The sequence below is a fragment of the Trichocoleus sp. DQ-A3 genome, from assembly GCF_039961975.1.
GTDB lineage: Bacteria > Cyanobacteriota > Cyanobacteriia > Cyanobacteriales > FACHB-T130 > FACHB-T130.
In genome coordinates, this window is sequence record NZ_JAMPKC010000010.1 from 131908 (window position 1) to 148660 (window position 16753).

16 protein-coding genes are annotated in these 16753 nt (G+C 47.0%); 9 read left to right on the plus strand and 7 right to left on the minus strand.

The features are described 5' to 3' along the window. The first annotated feature begins 456 nt into the window (after positions 1-456). The gene (locus NDI44_RS16600) at positions 457-696 is read left to right on the plus strand and encodes a hypothetical protein (protein ID WP_190411192.1); all 240 of its coding nucleotides are present in this window, start codon (positions 457-459) and stop codon (positions 694-696) included. A gap of 487 nt (positions 697-1183) precedes the next feature. Here the strand turns inward: NDI44_RS16600 and NDI44_RS16605 are convergent, their stop codons facing one another. From NDI44_RS16605 to NDI44_RS16625, 5 genes are all read right to left on the minus strand, one after another. Beyond that, a complete protein-coding gene (locus tag NDI44_RS16605) occupies positions 1184-1387 on the minus strand; it encodes a phycobilisome linker polypeptide (RefSeq protein WP_190411193.1) in 204 nt (67 codons plus the stop codon). 234 nt (positions 1388-1621) lie between these two features. After that, a complete protein-coding gene (gene apcB, locus NDI44_RS16610; RefSeq protein ID WP_190411194.1) occupies positions 1622-2107 on the minus strand; it encodes an allophycocyanin subunit beta in 486 nt (161 codons plus the stop codon). 62 nt (positions 2108-2169) lie between these two features. Then, the gene (gene apcA / locus NDI44_RS16615) at positions 2170-2655 is read right to left on the minus strand and encodes an allophycocyanin subunit alpha (protein ID WP_190411195.1); all 486 of its coding nucleotides are present in this window, start codon (positions 2653-2655) and stop codon (positions 2170-2172) included. Positions 2656-2886: 231 nt separating this feature from the next. Continuing rightward, the gene (locus NDI44_RS16620; protein WP_277877513.1) at positions 2887-3021 is read right to left on the minus strand and encodes a hypothetical protein; all 135 of its coding nucleotides are present in this window, start codon (positions 3019-3021) and stop codon (positions 2887-2889) included. A 392-nt stretch (positions 3022-3413) separates the two neighbouring features. Next, entirely contained in the window at positions 3414-6815 is a 3402-nt protein-coding gene (locus NDI44_RS16625) for a phycobilisome rod-core linker polypeptide (protein WP_190411196.1), read from the minus strand. 444 nt (positions 6816-7259) lie between these two features. On the opposite strand from NDI44_RS16625, the gene NDI44_RS16630 reads away from it, so the two are divergent. Beyond that, the gene (locus NDI44_RS16630) at positions 7260-8456 is read left to right on the plus strand and encodes a class I SAM-dependent methyltransferase (protein WP_190411197.1); all 1197 of its coding nucleotides are present in this window, start codon (positions 7260-7262) and stop codon (positions 8454-8456) included. A 104-nt stretch (positions 8457-8560) separates the two neighbouring features. Here the strand turns inward: NDI44_RS16630 and NDI44_RS16635 are convergent, their stop codons facing one another. Further along, on the minus strand, positions 8561-9073 hold the full coding sequence (locus NDI44_RS16635) for a hypothetical protein (RefSeq protein WP_190411198.1): 513 nt from the start codon (positions 9071-9073) through the stop codon (positions 8561-8563). A 472-nt stretch (positions 9074-9545) separates the two neighbouring features. Further along, positions 9546-9878 (minus strand): hypothetical protein, encoded by a 333-nt coding sequence (locus tag NDI44_RS16640; RefSeq protein WP_190411199.1) that lies wholly within the window; start codon positions 9876-9878, stop codon positions 9546-9548. A gap of 342 nt (positions 9879-10220) precedes the next feature. Here NDI44_RS16640 and NDI44_RS16645 point away from each other — a divergent pair, with 342 nt between their 5' ends. The 7 genes from NDI44_RS16645 (at position 10221) to atpH (ending at position 16561) form a co-directional block, all read left to right on the plus strand. Beyond that, positions 10221-12716, plus strand: coding sequence for a CHAT domain-containing tetratricopeptide repeat protein (locus NDI44_RS16645; RefSeq protein WP_190411200.1), 2496 nt, complete (start codon positions 10221-10223; stop codon positions 12714-12716). 288 nt (positions 12717-13004) lie between these two features. Next, on the plus strand, positions 13005-13448 hold the full coding sequence (locus NDI44_RS16650) for an ATP synthase subunit I (protein WP_190411201.1): 444 nt from the start codon (positions 13005-13007) through the stop codon (positions 13446-13448). Between the two features lie 53 nt (positions 13449-13501). Next, positions 13502-14263, plus strand: coding sequence for a F0F1 ATP synthase subunit A (gene atpB, locus NDI44_RS16655; RefSeq protein WP_190411202.1), 762 nt, complete (start codon positions 13502-13504; stop codon positions 14261-14263). A gap of 219 nt (positions 14264-14482) precedes the next feature. Next, positions 14483-14728 carry an ATP synthase F0 subunit C gene (atpE, locus tag NDI44_RS16660; RefSeq protein ID WP_015112744.1) on the plus strand — a complete coding sequence of 82 codons (246 nt, stop codon included), beginning with the start codon at positions 14483-14485 and terminating at the stop codon, positions 14726-14728. 174 nt (positions 14729-14902) lie between these two features. Next, a complete protein-coding gene (locus NDI44_RS16665) occupies positions 14903-15337 on the plus strand; it encodes a F0F1 ATP synthase subunit B' (RefSeq protein WP_190411203.1) in 435 nt (144 codons plus the stop codon). A gap of 97 nt (positions 15338-15434) precedes the next feature. Then, entirely contained in the window at positions 15435-16004 is a 570-nt protein-coding gene (locus NDI44_RS16670) for a F0F1 ATP synthase subunit B (protein WP_190411204.1), read from the plus strand. Beyond that, a complete protein-coding gene (gene atpH / locus NDI44_RS16675) occupies positions 16004-16561 on the plus strand; it encodes an ATP synthase F1 subunit delta (protein WP_190411205.1) in 558 nt (185 codons plus the stop codon). Before NDI44_RS16670 ends, atpH begins: the two co-directional genes overlap by 1 nt. The last annotated feature ends 192 nt before the right edge of the window (positions 16562-16753 follow it).

Here is a 16753-nt window from a genome sequence, read left to right on the forward strand (position 1 = left end):
GATCGCTCTGGCGGATGCACGGAGTGCTGCTCGCTCCCCAACATTAGCAGCGGTACCGACCAAAATGATAAGGCGCTTTGCCCTATATCGGTTCATCCGCTCCCGATTTTCTTTGCTTTTCTATAAATCTTTCTGACATCTAACGGCATCAGGCGATCGCTTTCTAAATCAAAAATTTATTAATCTACCCTCTAAATTAAAGCTTTCAAGAAGATTGCTTCACTGACGATCTTTGTATTGAACTTAACCGTATGATTACCGAATCAAAATTCTAAATTTCAGTGGTTTAAGTAAAAACGCGACCTTATTACTTCGTAATATCTATCGCCCCTATTACGTATAATCACGCAGACCACTTAGAGTTTTGGATTGAGCAAGCTGAAAAAGCTCAATTAGCCCCCAAGACTACAGAGACGATTCCCTATTTCCTATAAAGTTGAGCGAGATTACTTAGAAATGCAGGTCAAAACTCATCCTCTCAATGTAACGGTGCTGACTGTCCTGGTGTTGGCAGGATTTATCGGCATCGCCTCCATCCTATTAGCTCTCGTCAGCTCATCTTCACTCTACTCATCTACACATCCAGTGGTGATACCTTGGATAGGCGAGCAGCATCGATGTGAGACAAGCGGTAGAACTTGGAGAGAAGAGAGCGAGGAAGAATGCCTGGATTACGAACACAGCGCTGAGTTCTAAAAGAATTTGGCTTAACAGAAATTCCGGAAAAATCCTTGACAAGAAGTCAATAAATGCTTACCTAGCAAACTTTAGTCGTTGTTTTTAATCTAGTTCTTATATGATTCACAAATTACTAGCAACAGAATCGCTCTAGGCGTCTGCTGAAAAAGGGAGCTTCGGGAATCGAAGTGTAGCCTAACGGGACTTAGACAAAAACTGATAAAAAAATGGCTTCAAACTTAGACAGAGAAAAATTTTCAGCTCAAAAGAGCATAAATCCAGTATTCACAAGGGTTTCAGGCATTTTTTGATTATCGACCTTTTTTTCTTGCTCAGAGAGGTTTTCAGCCCCTAAAGGGGCTAGAAAATGCCTAAGTCCCACTAATAAAACGAATTGCTATCGAAAGCGGCTATTGAGCCACAAAAAAAGAGGTCCTTAAGACCTCTTTGCATTTGAATCTTATCTAAATGTTGAAAATTCCGTAAACAAGCCTATTTCCGCAAATTAAAGTAGACCAGTATTTACTCCTGGCTTACCAGTAGCCAGCTCAACCTTAACGATTTTTCCACCCATTTTCATAATCCGCTGCTGTTCGCGAAACCAATTTTCGTAGGGAACGAGTTTCGTGAAATAAGTGTTTTGCAATTCCCGCTGAGTCCGGATACGGGTCTGGCTGGGAACACAGGCAGTAATTTTAAACATCCGCATGGTTAATTTCTCCTAGTCAGGTGGTGAGGAAATTTTTGATCTCAATCAATCTTTGGATTGGCGTATCTAATTAAGACACCGAAGGCTGGGAGTCAAGAGTCAATACTAGACCGCTAAAACTTATCAACTTAATTCGACAAGCCTTTGACGAGCTAGCATTCACTCCAGACTTCCCAGACTTCACCAGACAAAACGCAGTCGCTTAAAACTTAAGCGATGAACGAGCGCTTACGCTTAGCTCAAGCCAGAGCAGATGTAGTCTAAATAAACGCCCATTTCCTTACCAGCATCAGCACCCACCAAGCTGGCGGTAACTTCTTTCATGGCTTGGATAGATTGCACAGTAGCGGAGATGGGAACACCCAAGGAGTTGTAGGTTTCCTTCAGACCGTTCAGCACGCGCTCATCCAAGATGGATGGGTCGCCAGCCAGCATGGCATAGGTGGAATAGCGGAGGTAGTAGTCCAAGTCGCGGATGCAAGCAGCATAGCGACGGGTGGTGTACATGTTGCCACCGGGACGGGTGATGTCAGAGTACAACAGGGACTTAGCAACCGCTTCCTTAACGATGGTGGCAGCATTAGCGCTAATGGTGGTTGCTGCACGAACGCGTAGTTCGCCAGTGTTGAAATAGCCCTTGAGCTTTTCCAAAGCACCAGTGTCAAGGTATTTACCTTGAACGTCAGAGGAATTGATAACAGCAGTAATTGCGTCTTGCATTTTTCTTGTTTCCTTATCTTACGTAGTCAGGTTCTAATCCTTAGCAGGGGAAGGGAAACACCCTACTGCATGGCACCAATCACGTAGTCGAAGTAAGCGCCTGCTTCAGAAGCATCTTCGCCAGACATCATGGAGGAAGCAGCATTCTTCATAGCGCGAACGCCTTCAGCAACTGCGTCAACCGGGGTACCCAGAGACTTGTACATTTCACGAACGCCAACCAAACCGATTTCTTCAATCGGGGTGACATCACCAGCAACGACTCCGTAGGTGATCAGGCGTAGGTAGTAGTCCATATCCCGCAGGCAGGTAGCGGTCATTTCTTCACCGTAAGCGTTGCCACCGGGAGAAACAATATCAGGACGCTTTTGGAACAACTGGTCGCCAGCTTGCTTGACGATGCGCTCGCGAGAGTCGGTCAACGTTTGGGCAATCCGGAGGCGACGCTCACCGGAGGTCACAAAGTTCTTGATCCGGTCTAGTTCGCCTGGGCTAAGATAACGAGCCTCGGCATCAGCATTCACGATGGATTTCGTGACGATACTCATTTGTGGATTCCTCCAATCAAAAGAAAAGTTTTACCAGATGGTTTGAAACTGGCATTCGCCAAGGAATGTGGAAGCCTGTCACTGCTACAAGAATACTTGTTCGGTATCTTTAGCATTTTTCAGTGTAACCATCCGTACACACTGCCTGGGACTCAGCTACCTTCCGCAAATAATTTTGCGGCATTCTGTTCACATTCCAGGTCTCTTCTTAACACTTTTTAATATTGTTCCTCATTTTGGGGCTTTGAGGGCGATCGCAGCGGGTTTCGCTGGGGTCAGTTGGTCATCAAAGAGCGATCGCTTGCTTGGGAGGGGAGCGATCGCTGTCAGGATTTTTGAATTTCTGCACCCCTGAGCATCAATCACCTTTTATTCCCCCTTGTCCTCCAAATCTTCGCGGCTCCATAAAAATGCGATCGCCCATTCCATGCCCTAATCTGTTCTGCTGATTTAGCTTTAGCAGAAACTTTAAGGGATTCAAGTTGTGGACACTAGATGAGCCACTTTACCACAATGCAGTTGGACAAGGTTTTGCAGTGCGGTTATTGGGGGAATTTGACCCGAAGAATCTATCTCATTGGAGGATGATCGACAAGATAGCGATCGCCTCTTCTATTTCTATTTCTGTGGTTTCTGGAGCGCTTCTGCGTTTCGATAAACTCCCCGCGTCATCCAGAGCACAGAGCAAAACTTCCGATTCATTAGGAATGGGGAACGGGTCATATTAATCACCCATTCCCCATTCCCGACTCTCGGATTTATCGGCTCAAGCGATTACCGATGTAGGAAGGCGACATATCTGACCAGGATTGTTTCACCAAGTCAGCTGCTGCTTTCACACTGCCCAGATAATTACCCGCTGGCAGGGACGGGAAGCGGTTGTAAGGCACCACATCCTCGCCGAAGTAACGAGCATACTCAGGACTATCCACCATTGCCTCTACAGCCGCCTTCAAGCCGCTATCCGCCAGCAGTTTGTTGTACTGCCGGATTTCACCTTGGGTAGCGGGTGCGCGTCCCAGCAGGTGCCGGAATAGGAACTCAATCACCTTGGTGTTGGGATAGGGGGCATAGAAGCGACGGCGATAGATATCGGAACTCGCCAGACTCTTCACAAACTCGCGCACCGAGATTTCACCGTTGCGGAGTCTGCTATCGAGATCCGAACGGCGCAGTTCCCCAGGAACTTGACCGCTGAAGATATCCATCACCTGACAGTAGATGGCATTAATCACCTGTGCAGATTCACCCTGGTTCATTCCTGGGTTCATCCGGTAAATTCGAGCAGGCTTACGCCGCGATGTCCCAACTCCAACTTCAACGGATTGCCCGTCACCGTTGGTAAAGGAACGACCCAACTCGATAAACAGCGGCTTACTCATGTCGCGCTGACGAGCTTTTGCAGCGATATCTGCGATCGCTTTACCCATCAGCGGCATCTTCGCCACATCCATGCGCGACTGCACCGGCTTGAAGCTGGGAACCACCAAGTCATCATTCTGCTTGGTCAGTTGGTTATACAGCTTCTCGGTATTCGGGAAGTTTGCCGCTGGCAGGGTCGGGAAGCGGTTGTAAGGCACCGTATCTTCTCCGAACGCCTGGGCATACTCTGGGCTATTCACCATTGCGCCCACAAAGCCCCGAAGCCCTTCAGATGCAAGGATCTGGTTATACTTGCGAATTTCTACTTGGTCTAGGGGTGCCCGTCCCAAGAAGTGCTTCGTACCCAACTCGATCACCTTAGTGTTCGGGTAGGGAGTATAGAACTCTTTGATGTAGAGGTCTGAACCTCCCAACGCCTCAATAAATTCCTTGAGGTTGATTTCACCATTCCGCAGCTTGCTTTCAAAGTCGCTGAATTGGTTCTTCACGATATAGGGTTCAATATCGCGCTCGAAAATTTGCCGGTATGCTGCCCGGATTGTGTTTTGCACCAACGCTTTGTCGTTGGTTTCTGTCAGCTTAAAGACCTTGGTTTGCTCGCGCTTCTTGCTGACACCCTGGTTGATGCGGAATTGAATGTCGGGTTCTGTCCGCAGCTGCGTGACTTGACCGAGTTCCACAAAACGAGGGGTTTCTTGCTTCTCAATTTTCAGAGCTGTGTCGGCAATGCTGCCAATCCGAAGGCTACGCAAGCTGACTCCAGCTGGTGTCAGATAGCGCTCGTAAGGAATCGTATCTTCCCCAAATGACTCGCTGTATTCGGGGCTATCGATAATCGCGTCAACCAGGGCGTAGAAGCCTTTTTTGGCGCAAATATCAAAATACTTGTTAGTTTCCTGACGTCCATAGGTGGGACGACCCAACAGACGGCGGTGGATGTATTCAATCGACTTGGTAACGTACAGCGAAGTCCAGTACAACTTGCGGAACAAGTCAGACTTAGCCAGAGCGCGGATGAACTCCCGCACTGTGGTTTCGCCGTTCTCCAGCTTGATTTCCGCCACTTTGAGGCGCTGACCTTCATAGACATCCCGCCCGAATACTTGCAGGTAGGCTGCCTTAATCACCGCTTGGGTGGAACTTTCGGAGTATTTAACGCTGGAATTCTTCACATACCGTTTGAAGGATGTGCCGCCGTTCCCACCTGGACCGGGGAGTTGATCCAGTTTAAACACTTTCGGACCCAAGGAACCCGGAGCTTTGGGACGAGCTGCTGGGTTGCTCAGTTGGTTGTCAATTCCTGGGCCTTGGCGGATCAGGATGCGACGAGTATCTTTACCAAAGGGAGCAGGACGGGTGTTGGGATTTTTGGTTTCTTTGGGGAAGATTGCCCCAAACTGAATTTCCAAGGGGTCGTTGCCGGAACCATACGGATGTTGGTCGGGCAGCGGTCGCTCATAAGCAGCAAATGTGGTGAGGAACTGCGGTACCTTGCGGAAAGGCGCGCTGTAGTTCAACAAATCTTGCTGCGGTCCCCAGTTGCGACACTCCTGCGCTTCTTGACCCAAACCCCGGATGTAGGGCACGGTTTCTTCGCCGAAGTAGTCGGAATATTCCTTAGAATCCACCAGGGCATCAACGAGACCGGGTAGACCTTTGCTGGAAACAATGGAGAAGTATTCTTGGACTTCTTCACGGCTGGATGGGCCACGACCCAGGAAGTGACGGAATGCCAGTTCCAGAGCGCGACTGTTGATATATGGCTCGTAGAAGTTTTTGCGGTAAAGAGTAGATTTACCCAAGCGGCGGATAAATTCTTTCATTGAGATGTCGCCATTTCTGACCTTGGATTCTAAGTCAGAGATGCCAAGGCTGTAAGCGCGAGTAATGTCGCGCTCAAAGACTTGCCGATAGGCGGCTTTGATGATTTCTTGCTTTTCCGAAGATGACAAACCGGGCTTCATGGCGTACTTGGGACGCCGCTCGGCTGAATTGAAGTAAATTTGGGGCAGTTGCAGACCTTGCTGATCGCCAGAAGGACGCTGCCGCACTTTGTCGGAGGGGGTGGGGGCGCGGAATTCGCTAATCAGCACTTCAAAGTACTGGTTGACAATCGTTGTCCCTTCCTCGTCGCGCCGGAAATAACCCAAGGCGGCTGCCCGCATTTCCTGCAACGCCACAATTGTCGCTTCGCCGGAGCAAGCATTTTCAATGATTTCCCGCAAACCCCGCGTGTTAACCGCGATGATATTGGGGTCTCCGGCAACAATTGCGTAGGTCAGGTAGCGCAAGAACCAGGATAAGTCCCGCAACGACTTCTGCATATTGCCCGGACCGTAGCGGGCAACGTTGATCGGTCGGAAACCAGCTGGGGTAGGACCGCCACCGCCTGCGCTGAAGAGCGATCGCAACCCCTGCAAAAAGCCACCGCTGCTTTCCACATAGGTGACATTTCCCAGCGCCATCCCTTGTTTGACATCCGGAACGTTCGCCGTCACCAATTCGGGTTCGCGAGGCTTTTCTAAGAAAGCCATCGGGGAACCCCCGACGAAAATGCGGTTGGCAGCACGGGACACAATCAGGTCTGCATTTTGGGTGAGCGTTTGAGCAATCTCAAGACGCTTGCTGCCGGAACTGAAATAGCTCTTCAGTTCATCCAGCTCACCTCTCCCTAAGAAGCGGTCTTGTTGTTCCGCTTGCGAAATAGTTGCAACTGGTACTGTTTGATATAGTTGCGGACGCGCAACTGAGCTTCCACCACTTGCCTTAACACTCATTGGATCTCAAAAGCTCCCTATCTAAATCGTCACTGCGTTAAACATGACCAGAGTGCCACTGATGATGAATGATGAATTGTGAAGGTTGAGGGATTAAAGTTAACCAACCGCCACGGGAGCGACTGACCCGGAGAAAGTGGCTTTTTCCCTACGGCTTATGGCTTATCAACTTCATTCTTGCGCCTTCAACATCTCAGCGTTCATCTTTGAGCCTTTATCCTTTAACTGCCTGGGGTTAATCAGCTCAGTTTTTAGATTAAAACTTTTCGGGCTTCTCAGACTGGTTTGTTAAAAAGTGTGTAGAACCCTATCTAGGTGTTCACAAGGTCATAATACTAAATGGCGGCAGATTCCCTGAGAAGAGCGATAAGTTTTGTTACTTAAGACGCCGTCTAGCTACAGATGACCTGCCCGGACATCTCTAACTTTACCCTTTAACGTGATATGGAAATCAGGCAGGATATCAGTTCCGCCGTCCAACGACTTTACGATACTTACCCTTTTCCACCAGAACCTCTGCTGGATAGTCCGCCTCCCGGCTACAACTGGCGCTGGAATTGGCTAGCTGCTTATCACTTTTGCACCAATCAAACACCCCAAAAGCAGGATGTCCGCATTTTAGATGCCGGATGTGGCACGGGTGTAGGAACAGAGTACCTGGTTCACCTCAATCCGGCTGCTCAAGTGGTGGGAATTGATTTGAGTTCGGGCGCTTTGGAAGTGGCACGAGAGCGTTGTCGCCGTTCCGGGGCAAATCGCGTCGAGTTTCATCACAAGAGCTTGTATGACGCGCAGGAACTACCGGGTGAGTTTGATTTAATCAATTGTGTTGGGGTTTTGCATCATTTGCCCGACCCGATTCGGGGAATTCAATCCCTAGTGGCGAAGTTAGCGCCGGGAGGCTTGATGCATATTTTCGTTTATGCTGAGCTGGGGCGCTGGGAAATCCAGTTGATGCAAAAAGCGATCGCACTGCTTCAAGGCGAACGGCGAGGCGACTACCGCGATGGCGTTCAGGTGGGGCGTCAAATATTTGCCGCTTTGCCAGAAAATAATCGACTGGTCAAGCGAGAAAAAGAGCGCTGGTCTTTAGAAAATCAGCGGGATGAGTGTTTTGCAGATATGTACGTTCATCCCCAGGAAATCGACTACAACATCGACACTCTTTTTGAACTCATTGATGCTTCAGGTTTGGATTTTGTTGGTTTTTCTAATCCCAAAAACTGGGAATTAGAGCGACTCTTGGGGAAAAATCCAGACTTGCTCGAACGGGCAAAAAATTTGAGCGATCGCGAACGTTATCGTTTAATCGAATTATTAGACCCAGAAGCGGTCACTCACTACGAATTTTTCCTGGCACGTCCTCCCCTATCCAAAGCAGATTGGTCATCGGATGAGGCGCTGTTGGCAGCTATTCCAGCTCGAAACCCATGCATGGATGGATGGCCTAGCCGCTGTCTGTTTAACTACGATTATCAGATTGTCAATTTGTCAGAGGGAGAGTTTGAATTTTTGCAAGCGTGTGATGTTAACTCAGAAAAACGCCGAAGCGTAAAAGAAATTTTGGCGACTGTTTCGTTGGAGTTGGATCTTGTGCGATCGCTCTTAAAACAACAGCTAATTATGCTGACCCCGAGTTAACAAATCGGTAATTGTTAATGGGTAATAGGAAATTCGTGACGATTCATTCCCTATTACCTATTCCCATTACCAATATTTCATATATAAAATCAGCTTGCCTTACATTAGTTACCCTGGTTTGGCTGCGGGTTCCTTGGTTCTGCTTCCCAAATGATCTCTCGTTTTGGCTCTTCGTTGTCGTCTGGAGTCTCAGCAGGCGTTGGTTCGGTGATTTCGGCAGGAGTCTCAGCAGGGATTTGATTTTGTGGTTCTTCTGGAATCTCAGCAGGCGTTGGTTCTGGAACTTCAGCAGGAGTCTCAGCAGGGATTTGATTTTGTGGTTCTTCCGGAGTCTCAGCAGGCGTTGGTTCTTGGACTTCAGCAGGAGTCTCAGCAGGTGTTTCAGATGGAGCTTCATCTCCTGCTTCAAACTCAATCGTAATAATCGGTTTAGCCTCCTGATAGATAAAGGCTTCCATATCTCCTATAGGATTTCGCGCACTGTTAAGGCTGTCACCATCATAGGGGGGAGTGCCATTGAAGAATTTTTCAAGCCGGTAGGTTTGAGCCACGGCTGGGGAACAGATAAAGACACTTAATCCAATGATGCAGATTAACCCTTGAGTTTGAGGTTTCATTTAACCAATACCTCCTCAACTACAGCTACCTGTAGTCTATATAACCACCAAAATTAAACGAAGTTTCCAGTTTATATCCTTTAGTGACTTCTGTAAAACTTGAACAAAAAAATTAGTTCAGATGGAATCGGCAACAAAAAGGACGTGATTGTACTCCTTGAAGGATTTTTTCAGCATCAAAGAATATTTTGATATCGTCAAGAACAAGTTTTGCTGGCATTGCTAATGGAGACAATTGCCCCTAAAACAATAGGAAATATAGCAGTTGTAAATGATTCTTGAAGACGAGATTCGCGACTGCTTAGAGAAGTCGCACATCTGAACCTCTGTACAAAAAACAATTCCCCTAACTTCCTTGATTAAGAAAAATTTAGGGGAATCAGTTGTGTAAAAAATGCAATTATAAAAATATAAGCCTTCAACCTTTACTTAGAGTAAATAAAAGATGAGGGCGTTATTAGAACTTGCATGACTACCTTAGTGAACCTGGTTGGTAGGGCTGGTTCGTGGGTCTTGCATCTCTTTGTAACTGGCTTTCCGACTGATTAGGATTGTTGTTTTCTGGTTCTGTTAACTTGCGATTGGTTGCCGGTGTCGCATTCTGAGTTGATTCCCGAACCTCGCTATCATCGTTAGAGGTTTCCCGATTTCCAGTCGGGTTGCGGGGTTCAATAACGTCGTCCCCCGTATATGGGGGGAGACCATTGAAAAAGTCTTGTAACGGTGTGTTTTGAGCTACGGCTGGGGAACTGATGAGGGCAGTTAATCCCAGGATGCCAATCAGCCACTGGGTTTTAAATTTCATTTGACCAATACTTCCTTAACTACGTGTCGTCTCCTAGTATTCAAGTTAAGCAAGTTTGCTTTTTGTAACCTCTAGCTGCCGACGTATCACCTGAGATTAAAACTCAGCCAGATAAAACTAGCAAACGAAGCGATCGCTACTACACCCAGAGCGCTACTGTACCCATTTGATAATTCTTCTGGCGTCACAAACCGATGGCGAGGCGATCGCTCCTTGACACTTCTGTTTCTAGAGTGTTCTGTGCGGTTCGTTTTTTAGGAGTCCAAGAGAAGTGCTATAGACGCGCCTTTTCCGTGTGGGCTAAGACAGTAGATGTCGCTGCACACTTCTCGAAAAATCGCTATGCGCTCTCAAATCGGACTTTGCGCCTTCATCACCTTCCTGGCTACTATTCTGAGTGTCGATTTGGGATTTCCAACTGTAGATTGGCAATTCATCCAAAATCCAAAATCTTCTAGCGCCATCCAAAATTCTCAGGCGTTGGCTCAAACCCTAGCCGAGCGAGAAACCGAAGCCGATCGGTTGCTAGAGCAAGGGGTTGAGCAGCAAAAGAAGGGTCAATTTAGAGCTGCCTTACAGTCTGGACAAGAAGCATTGAAGATTTACCGAGAAATCGCCGATCGCAAGGGAGAGGGGGCGGTTCTTAACAATTTGGGAGAAGCTTATCGATCGTTGGGTGAATATACACGAGCGATTGAGTTCTATCAACAAAGTTTAGCGGTGGATCGTTCCCTCGGCAATCGCAAAGGAGAGTCATACGTTCTAAATAATTTGGGCATTGTTCATCATCATTTGGGCGATTATGCCAAAGCAATTGATTACTTTGAGCAACGTTTAACGATCGCGCGAGAAATTCGCGATCGCTCCGGAGAACAAGGCGCTCTGGGAAATATAGGGATTGTCTTCTATTCCCTGGGAAATTATGTCAAAGCGATTGATTTCCATCAACAGAGTTTAGCGATCGCGCGAGAACTTGGCGATCGCTCTGGGGAAGGTGCATCTCTGAATAATTTGGGCATCGCTTACGATTCTCTAGGCAACTATTCACGAGCTATTAATTACTATCAACAGCGTTTACCGCTGGCGCGAGAGTTAGGTGAGCGTCACGCAGAGGGGCAAGTTCTGGGGAATCTAGGCGTTGCTTACATGGATTTGAGGGATTATCCCAAAGCAATTGAGTATCTGCAACAGCGAATCGCGATCGCGCGGGAAATTGGCGATCGCTTAGGGGAAGCAACAGCACTGGGAAATTTAGGCAATGCTTACACTTCCTTGGGCGACTATGCCAAGGCAATTGATTATCAGCAGCAGCGGATCGCGATCGCGCGGCAAATTGGCGACATTGAAGGCGAAGGAACGGCGCTAAACAATTTGGGAGTGGCGCTTCGCCGAGCGGGCAAGCTTACAGAAGCTGAAAAAACCCTAAGCGCAGGAATTCAAATTTGGGAATCGCTTCGGCAAAAATTAGGGAATAACGATACTTACAAGGTGTCAGTTTTTGAACAGCAAGCCAAAACTTACCGTCTGCTGCAACAAGTCCTCATCGCCCAAAATAAAATAAATGAAGCGTTGGAAATTGCCGAACGGGGTCGGGCGCGGGCATTTGTGGAGTTATTGATGACGCGCGTCGCTTCACCCAATGCTCTAACAACCATTACTCCCCCTAACATTCAGAAAATTCAACAAATCGCCAAAGAACAAAACGCCACACTGGTTGAGTATTCAATTATCGTCGATAGTTTAGAAGAAAAAAATCGAGAAAAAATCGAAGAATCAGAACTCTATATTTGGGTCGTTAAGCCCACAGGTGAAGTGAGTTTTCGCTCCTCTAACCTTAAACCTCTGTGGCAGCAACAGAATACAGACTTGGCAAAGCTTGTTGTCAATAGTCGAGAATCAATTGGTGTCAGAGGTCGCGGGTTGAGTGTTGTTAGCAAAGTAGATGAAACAAGTCAAGCTAAACAATTACAACAACTTCATCAGCTACTGATTCAACCAATTACCGATCTGTTGCCAAAAGAGGCAAATGCCCGTGTTGTTTTTATTCCTCAAACATCTTTATTTTTGGTTCCCTTTGCCGCTCTGCAAGACCGTTCTGGCAAATACTTAATTGAACATCACACCATCCTGACTGCACCCTCGATTCAGGTACTGGATTTAACCCGTCAGCAAAAACAACGTGTAGAGACTCGAAGTTTAGCCTCTCGACAAAACCCGAATGTGCTAGTGGTTGGCAATCCCAATATGCCCAGTGTTTCTCTTAAGCGGGGAGAATCGCCTCAAAAATTGTCAACGCTCCCTGGTGCGGAACGGGAAGCTTTAGCGATCGCTACTCTACTTAATACCAAAGCTCTCATTGGCAACTCTGCCAATGAATCTGCGGTTGTCCAGCAAATGTCTAAAGCAAAAATGATTCATCTTGCGACTCACGGGTTGCTGGATGATTTTCAGCGTAGCGGAGTACCGGGAGCGATCGCGCTGGCTCCTTCTGGTCAAGATGACGGGTTGCTCACCGCCAGCGAAATCCTCAATCTCAAGCTCAATGCCGAGTTAGTTGTCTTGAGTGCTTGCGACACTGGGCGAGGTAAGCTGACTGGCGATGGCGTGATTGGATTGTCTCGCTCTTTAATTACTGCGGGTGTCCCCAGTGTCATCGTCACTTTGTGGTCGATACCCGATAATCCTTCTGCCTTGTTGATGACCGAATTTTATCAAAATCTGCAACAAAACTCCGATAAAGCACAAGCTTTGCGAAGCGCGATGCTGACGACGATGAAACAATATCCTGACCAACCCAGCGCTTGGGCTGCATACACGTTGATTGGGGAAGCTGAGTAAAAAGCTAGGGAAAATCGCCGCAAGCTGCTACAACAAGGGGCGGGGCGATACCCACGCTGATGCCTAAAATGCTTTTTAAATAAGAACCCATGAGCATGAATGCGAAAAATGCTTCTTGGATGAGAACTCATGAGCATGAATGCGATCGCTACCAGAGAGAACCTTTTAATTTGCTGACATCGACTTAATTCTTTTTTAAGTAATGTTACCTCTGCATGGTATATTCAAAATGTTTGGTTCTGACCTGTAGTAGTCAGACCAAATAGCACAAGCTGAAACACATCAGTTGTGAACTTGTCAAACGAATCTCAAACAACCACGCCGACCACCGAGGAGTTACCACAAACTGGTTCGCCTGTATCAGAACCAGATGGCTCCATGCAAGAGTACTACCAACTTCAACAAGAGTTGTTGCTGACTACACTTGCTTTGAGCGGGATTATTTTTATCTCCGTCTGGATTTTTTACTCTCTCAACATTGCCCTGAATTACTTGATAGGGGCGTGCACATGTGTGGTTTACTTGAGGATGTTGGCTAAAGACGTTGAGCGACTTGGCGCAGAGAAACAGCGTCTGAGTAAGACTCGGTTTGCTCTGTTTATTGGGTTGATTATAATCGCAACCCAAGTGAATAAGCTACAGATTCTGCCCGTTTTTTTGGGATTTCTGACTTATAAAGCCTCCCTCATCGTCTATATGCTTCGGACTTTGTTTCCCCCGGACGCTCGATAGGTTGGACAGTGTTAGAATTCTCCACTCTTTAATCCCTGGAGAACCCTCATTGAATGGAAATGCTAAGTATTCTTTCCGCCTTTAATTCATTCCCTCTCGCCAAACTAGAAGTTGGTCATCACCTTTATTGGCAAGTGGGAAATCTTAAGATTCACGGGCAAGTTTTTCTAACTTCCTGGGTTGTTATTGGTATTCTTCTGCTTGCCTCGTTAGCTGCAACTCGGAATATTCAGAGAATTCCTAAAGGTATCCAAAACTTCATGGAATATGCTCTAGAATTCATTCGAGATCTGGCTAGAAACCAGCTTGGCGAGAAAGAATACCGTCCGTGGGTGCCATTTATTGGCACGCTGTTTCTGTTTATCTTTGTCTCAAACTGGTCTGGTGCATTAGTTCCTTGGAAGCTAATTCACCTTCCAGAAGGAGAACTAGCAGCTCCCACTAATGACATCAATACCACAGTGGCACTGGCATTGCTAACTTCTTTAGCGTATTTTTACGCGGGTTTTAGCAAGCGGGGTTTAGGGTACTTTAAAAAGTATATTGAGCCGACACCAATCCTATTACCCATTGCCATTTTAGAAGATTTCACAAAGCCCCTTTCCCTCAGCTTCCGTTTATTTGGCAACATTCTGGCGGATGAACTGGTAGTAGCAGTATTAGTGCTACTGGTTCCCCTGTTTATTCCTCTGCCAGTTATGGCGTTGGGGCTATTTACCAGTGCCATTCAAGCTTTAGTGTTTGCCACCTTAGCAGCTGCATACATTCATGAAGCGATGGAGGGGCATGGTGATGAAGGGCATGAGGAGCATTGACCTTTTTTAGAGGTAAGGAAGAAGGATATAAGATGAATAAAATCATCCCTCCTTTTCCATATCGCATTCGGGATGCCCTCAGTTGATAGAATTTGAGATTTGAGATTTAAGATTAAAAATCTTGGCTCAAAACTCAACACTTGTAAGGGAGCGGCATTGCCGTGTCTCTACTCGAAACTCTCTGTTGTTTGTTCTGTACTTCAAGGTAAGGAAATAATCATGGATCCATTGGTTTCTGCTGCTTCAGTTCTGGCTGCTGCTCTCGCAATTGGTTTAGCTGCAATTGGCCCTGGTATCGGTCAAGGAAATGCTGCTGGTCAAGCAGTCGAAGGTATTGCTCGTCAGCCAGAAGCAGAAGGGAAAATTCGCGGCACCTTGCTGTTAACCCTGGCTTTCATGGAATCCCTTACCATTTATGGTCTGGTGATTGCCCTAGTTCTGTTGTTTGCTAACCCCTTCGCTTAACATTTTTTGTTTGAGTAGAGACGTGGTTAACCACGTCTCTACTCAAACGAAGTTTTTAGTGTCCAGTCCTGTTGATGTAAGTTGAACCCCTTGCCTAGAGGGTATAGAGAATATGACAAGTGAGATAATTTTGCTTGCCATTAAAACTGCTGTTCAAGCATAAAGAGGGAAGAAATGTTTGATTTCGACGCTACCTTGCCCTTGATGGCAGTGCAGTTTCTGCTATTGGCAGCGGTATTAAATGTGGTTTTCTATAAGCCACTGACTAAAGTGCTAGACGAGCGCGACGATTACATCAGATCGAATGAGATGGGTGCGCGGGAACGCTTGGCAAAAGCTGAGCAGTTAGCAAAGCAATATGAGCAACAGCTAGCGGATACCCGCAGGCAGTCTCAAGCGCTGATTGCAAATGCTCAAGCCGATGCCCAGAAAATAGGCGCTCAACAAGTAGCTGAGGCACAGCAAGAAGCTGTTGCAAAACGAGAACAGGCGTCTATAGAGATTGGGCAGCAAAAGCAAGAAGCTTTGCAATCTCTAGAAACCCAGGTGGACGAACTGAGTCGCCAAATTCTGGAAAAAATATTGGGACAGCAGCTGGTCAATAGATAGAGAGCTTGAAGGAAAAGCTGTCATTAGTCATTAGTCATTAGTCATTAGACCAAAGCCAATGACTGATGACGAATGACCAACTTCATACTTCAATGGGATGGGTATCATGGGGACTTTTTTCTTATTAGCCGAGGTGGCTCACTCAGCTGGCGCTGAATTAGCAGAGGCAGAGGGGCATCATGGTTTCGGTTTAAATCCGGACATTTTTGAAGCCAATCTAATTAACCTGGCAATTCTTATTGGTGTACTGTTTTACTTTGGACGTAACTTATTAGGAAATATCCTAAGCGAGCGTCGTGCAAGGATTGAAACGGCGATTAGAGAAGCAGAGCAACGCCAGAAAGAGGCAGCAGCTGCACTCTCTGATGCCCAGCAGAAATTAACTCAGGCTCAAGCGGAGGCAGAACGAATCCGCAAAGATGCTGAAGAAAGTGCGAAGGCAGCGAGAGAAGCCATTTTGGCGAAAGCAGCAATGGATGTCGAGCGCTTGCACAGAACAGCTGTTGCCGATTTGAACACTGAAAGGGAGCGAGCGATCGCTGAACTCAGAGCGCAAGTTTCTGCAATGGCGTTGCAGCGCGTTGAATCGCAACTCAAAAGCCAATTGGATGATGCTGCTCAACAACAATTAATTGACAGCAGCATCGCTAGTGTAGGAGGTCGCTGATGAAAGGTAGTATGGTTAGCGGTGAAATCGTAGAGCCGTATGCAGAGGCATTAATGTCCTTGGCTCAGTCGCAGAACCAGACAGAGCGGTTTGGCGAAGATGTACGATCTTTGTTGGGAGTCCTAGAAAGTTCTGAGGATCTACAGCATTTTCTGGGCAATCCAGTTGTAAGCGCTGAAAATAAAAAAGCGGTATTGCAGCAAATTGCTGGCGATGGACTTCACCCCTACATCCTCAACTTTTTGATGTTGCTGGTAGAGAGGCGACGTATCCTCTTTCTAGAGGGAATTTGCAAACAGTTCCAGGCACTTCTGCGGAAGCTGAATCAGACTGTTCTAGCAGAAGTTATCTCAGCGGTAGAACTGTCGGAGTCTCAGCAGCAAGCCATCGGTGAAAAAGTAAAAGCGATTAGCGGTGCCCAGCAAGTAGAACTCGATACCAAACTCGATCCAGATTTAATCGGTGGTGTCATCATCAAAGTGGGGTCTCAGGTATTGGATGCCAGTTTGCGAGGACAACTGCGCCGTATTGGCATACGCCTGAACAGTGCCGCCTAAAGTTGAAAGTTGAGAGTTGGAAAGGTAAGCAGTTTGTCGGTGGAAACTTTTCAGATGTTTGCAAGTTAAGCAAGTGAAATTTGCAAATCTTAACTTCTAATGTTCAACCTACCACCGCCAAAATAGAGAGCTTCAACCTTTAAGCTACCCTTCGAGAAGGGATTCTTCTTAAAACCTTCAACCTTTAACACA

Bases quoted from the DNA above. Each gene is read 5' to 3' on its own strand.
- NDI44_RS16645 (WP_190411200.1), top strand. From the start codon at position 10,221: ATGCGCTCTCAAATCGGACTTTGCGCCTTCATCACCTTCCTGGCTACT.
- NDI44_RS16640 (WP_190411199.1), bottom strand. From the start codon at position 9,878: ATGAAATTTAAAACCCAGTGGCTGATTGGCATCCTGGGATTAACTGCC.
- NDI44_RS16600 (WP_190411192.1), top strand. From the start codon at position 457: ATGCAGGTCAAAACTCATCCTCTCAATGTAACGGTGCTGACTGTCCTG.
- NDI44_RS16665 (WP_190411203.1), top strand. From the start codon at position 14,903: ATGTTTGATTTCGACGCTACCTTGCCCTTGATGGCAGTGCAGTTTCTG.
- NDI44_RS16630 (WP_190411197.1), top strand. From the start codon at position 7,260: ATGGAAATCAGGCAGGATATCAGTTCCGCCGTCCAACGACTTTACGAT.
- NDI44_RS16605 (WP_190411193.1), bottom strand. From the start codon at position 1,387: ATGCGGATGTTTAAAATTACTGCCTGTGTTCCCAGCCAGACCCGTATC.
- atpH (WP_190411205.1), top strand. From the start codon at position 16,004: ATGAAAGGTAGTATGGTTAGCGGTGAAATCGTAGAGCCGTATGCAGAG.
- apcA (WP_190411195.1), bottom strand. From the start codon at position 2,655: ATGAGTATCGTCACGAAATCCATCGTGAATGCTGATGCCGAGGCTCGT.
- apcB (WP_190411194.1), bottom strand. From the start codon at position 2,107: ATGCAAGACGCAATTACTGCTGTTATCAATTCCTCTGACGTTCAAGGT.
- NDI44_RS16625 (WP_190411196.1), bottom strand. From the start codon at position 6,815: ATGAGTGTTAAGGCAAGTGGTGGAAGCTCAGTTGCGCGTCCGCAACTA.
- atpB (WP_190411202.1), top strand. From the start codon at position 13,502: ATGGAAATGCTAAGTATTCTTTCCGCCTTTAATTCATTCCCTCTCGCC.
- NDI44_RS16635 (WP_190411198.1), bottom strand. From the start codon at position 9,073: ATGAAACCTCAAACTCAAGGGTTAATCTGCATCATTGGATTAAGTGTC.
- atpE (WP_015112744.1), top strand. From the start codon at position 14,483: ATGGATCCATTGGTTTCTGCTGCTTCAGTTCTGGCTGCTGCTCTCGCA.
- NDI44_RS16670 (WP_190411204.1), top strand. From the start codon at position 15,435: ATGGGTATCATGGGGACTTTTTTCTTATTAGCCGAGGTGGCTCACTCA.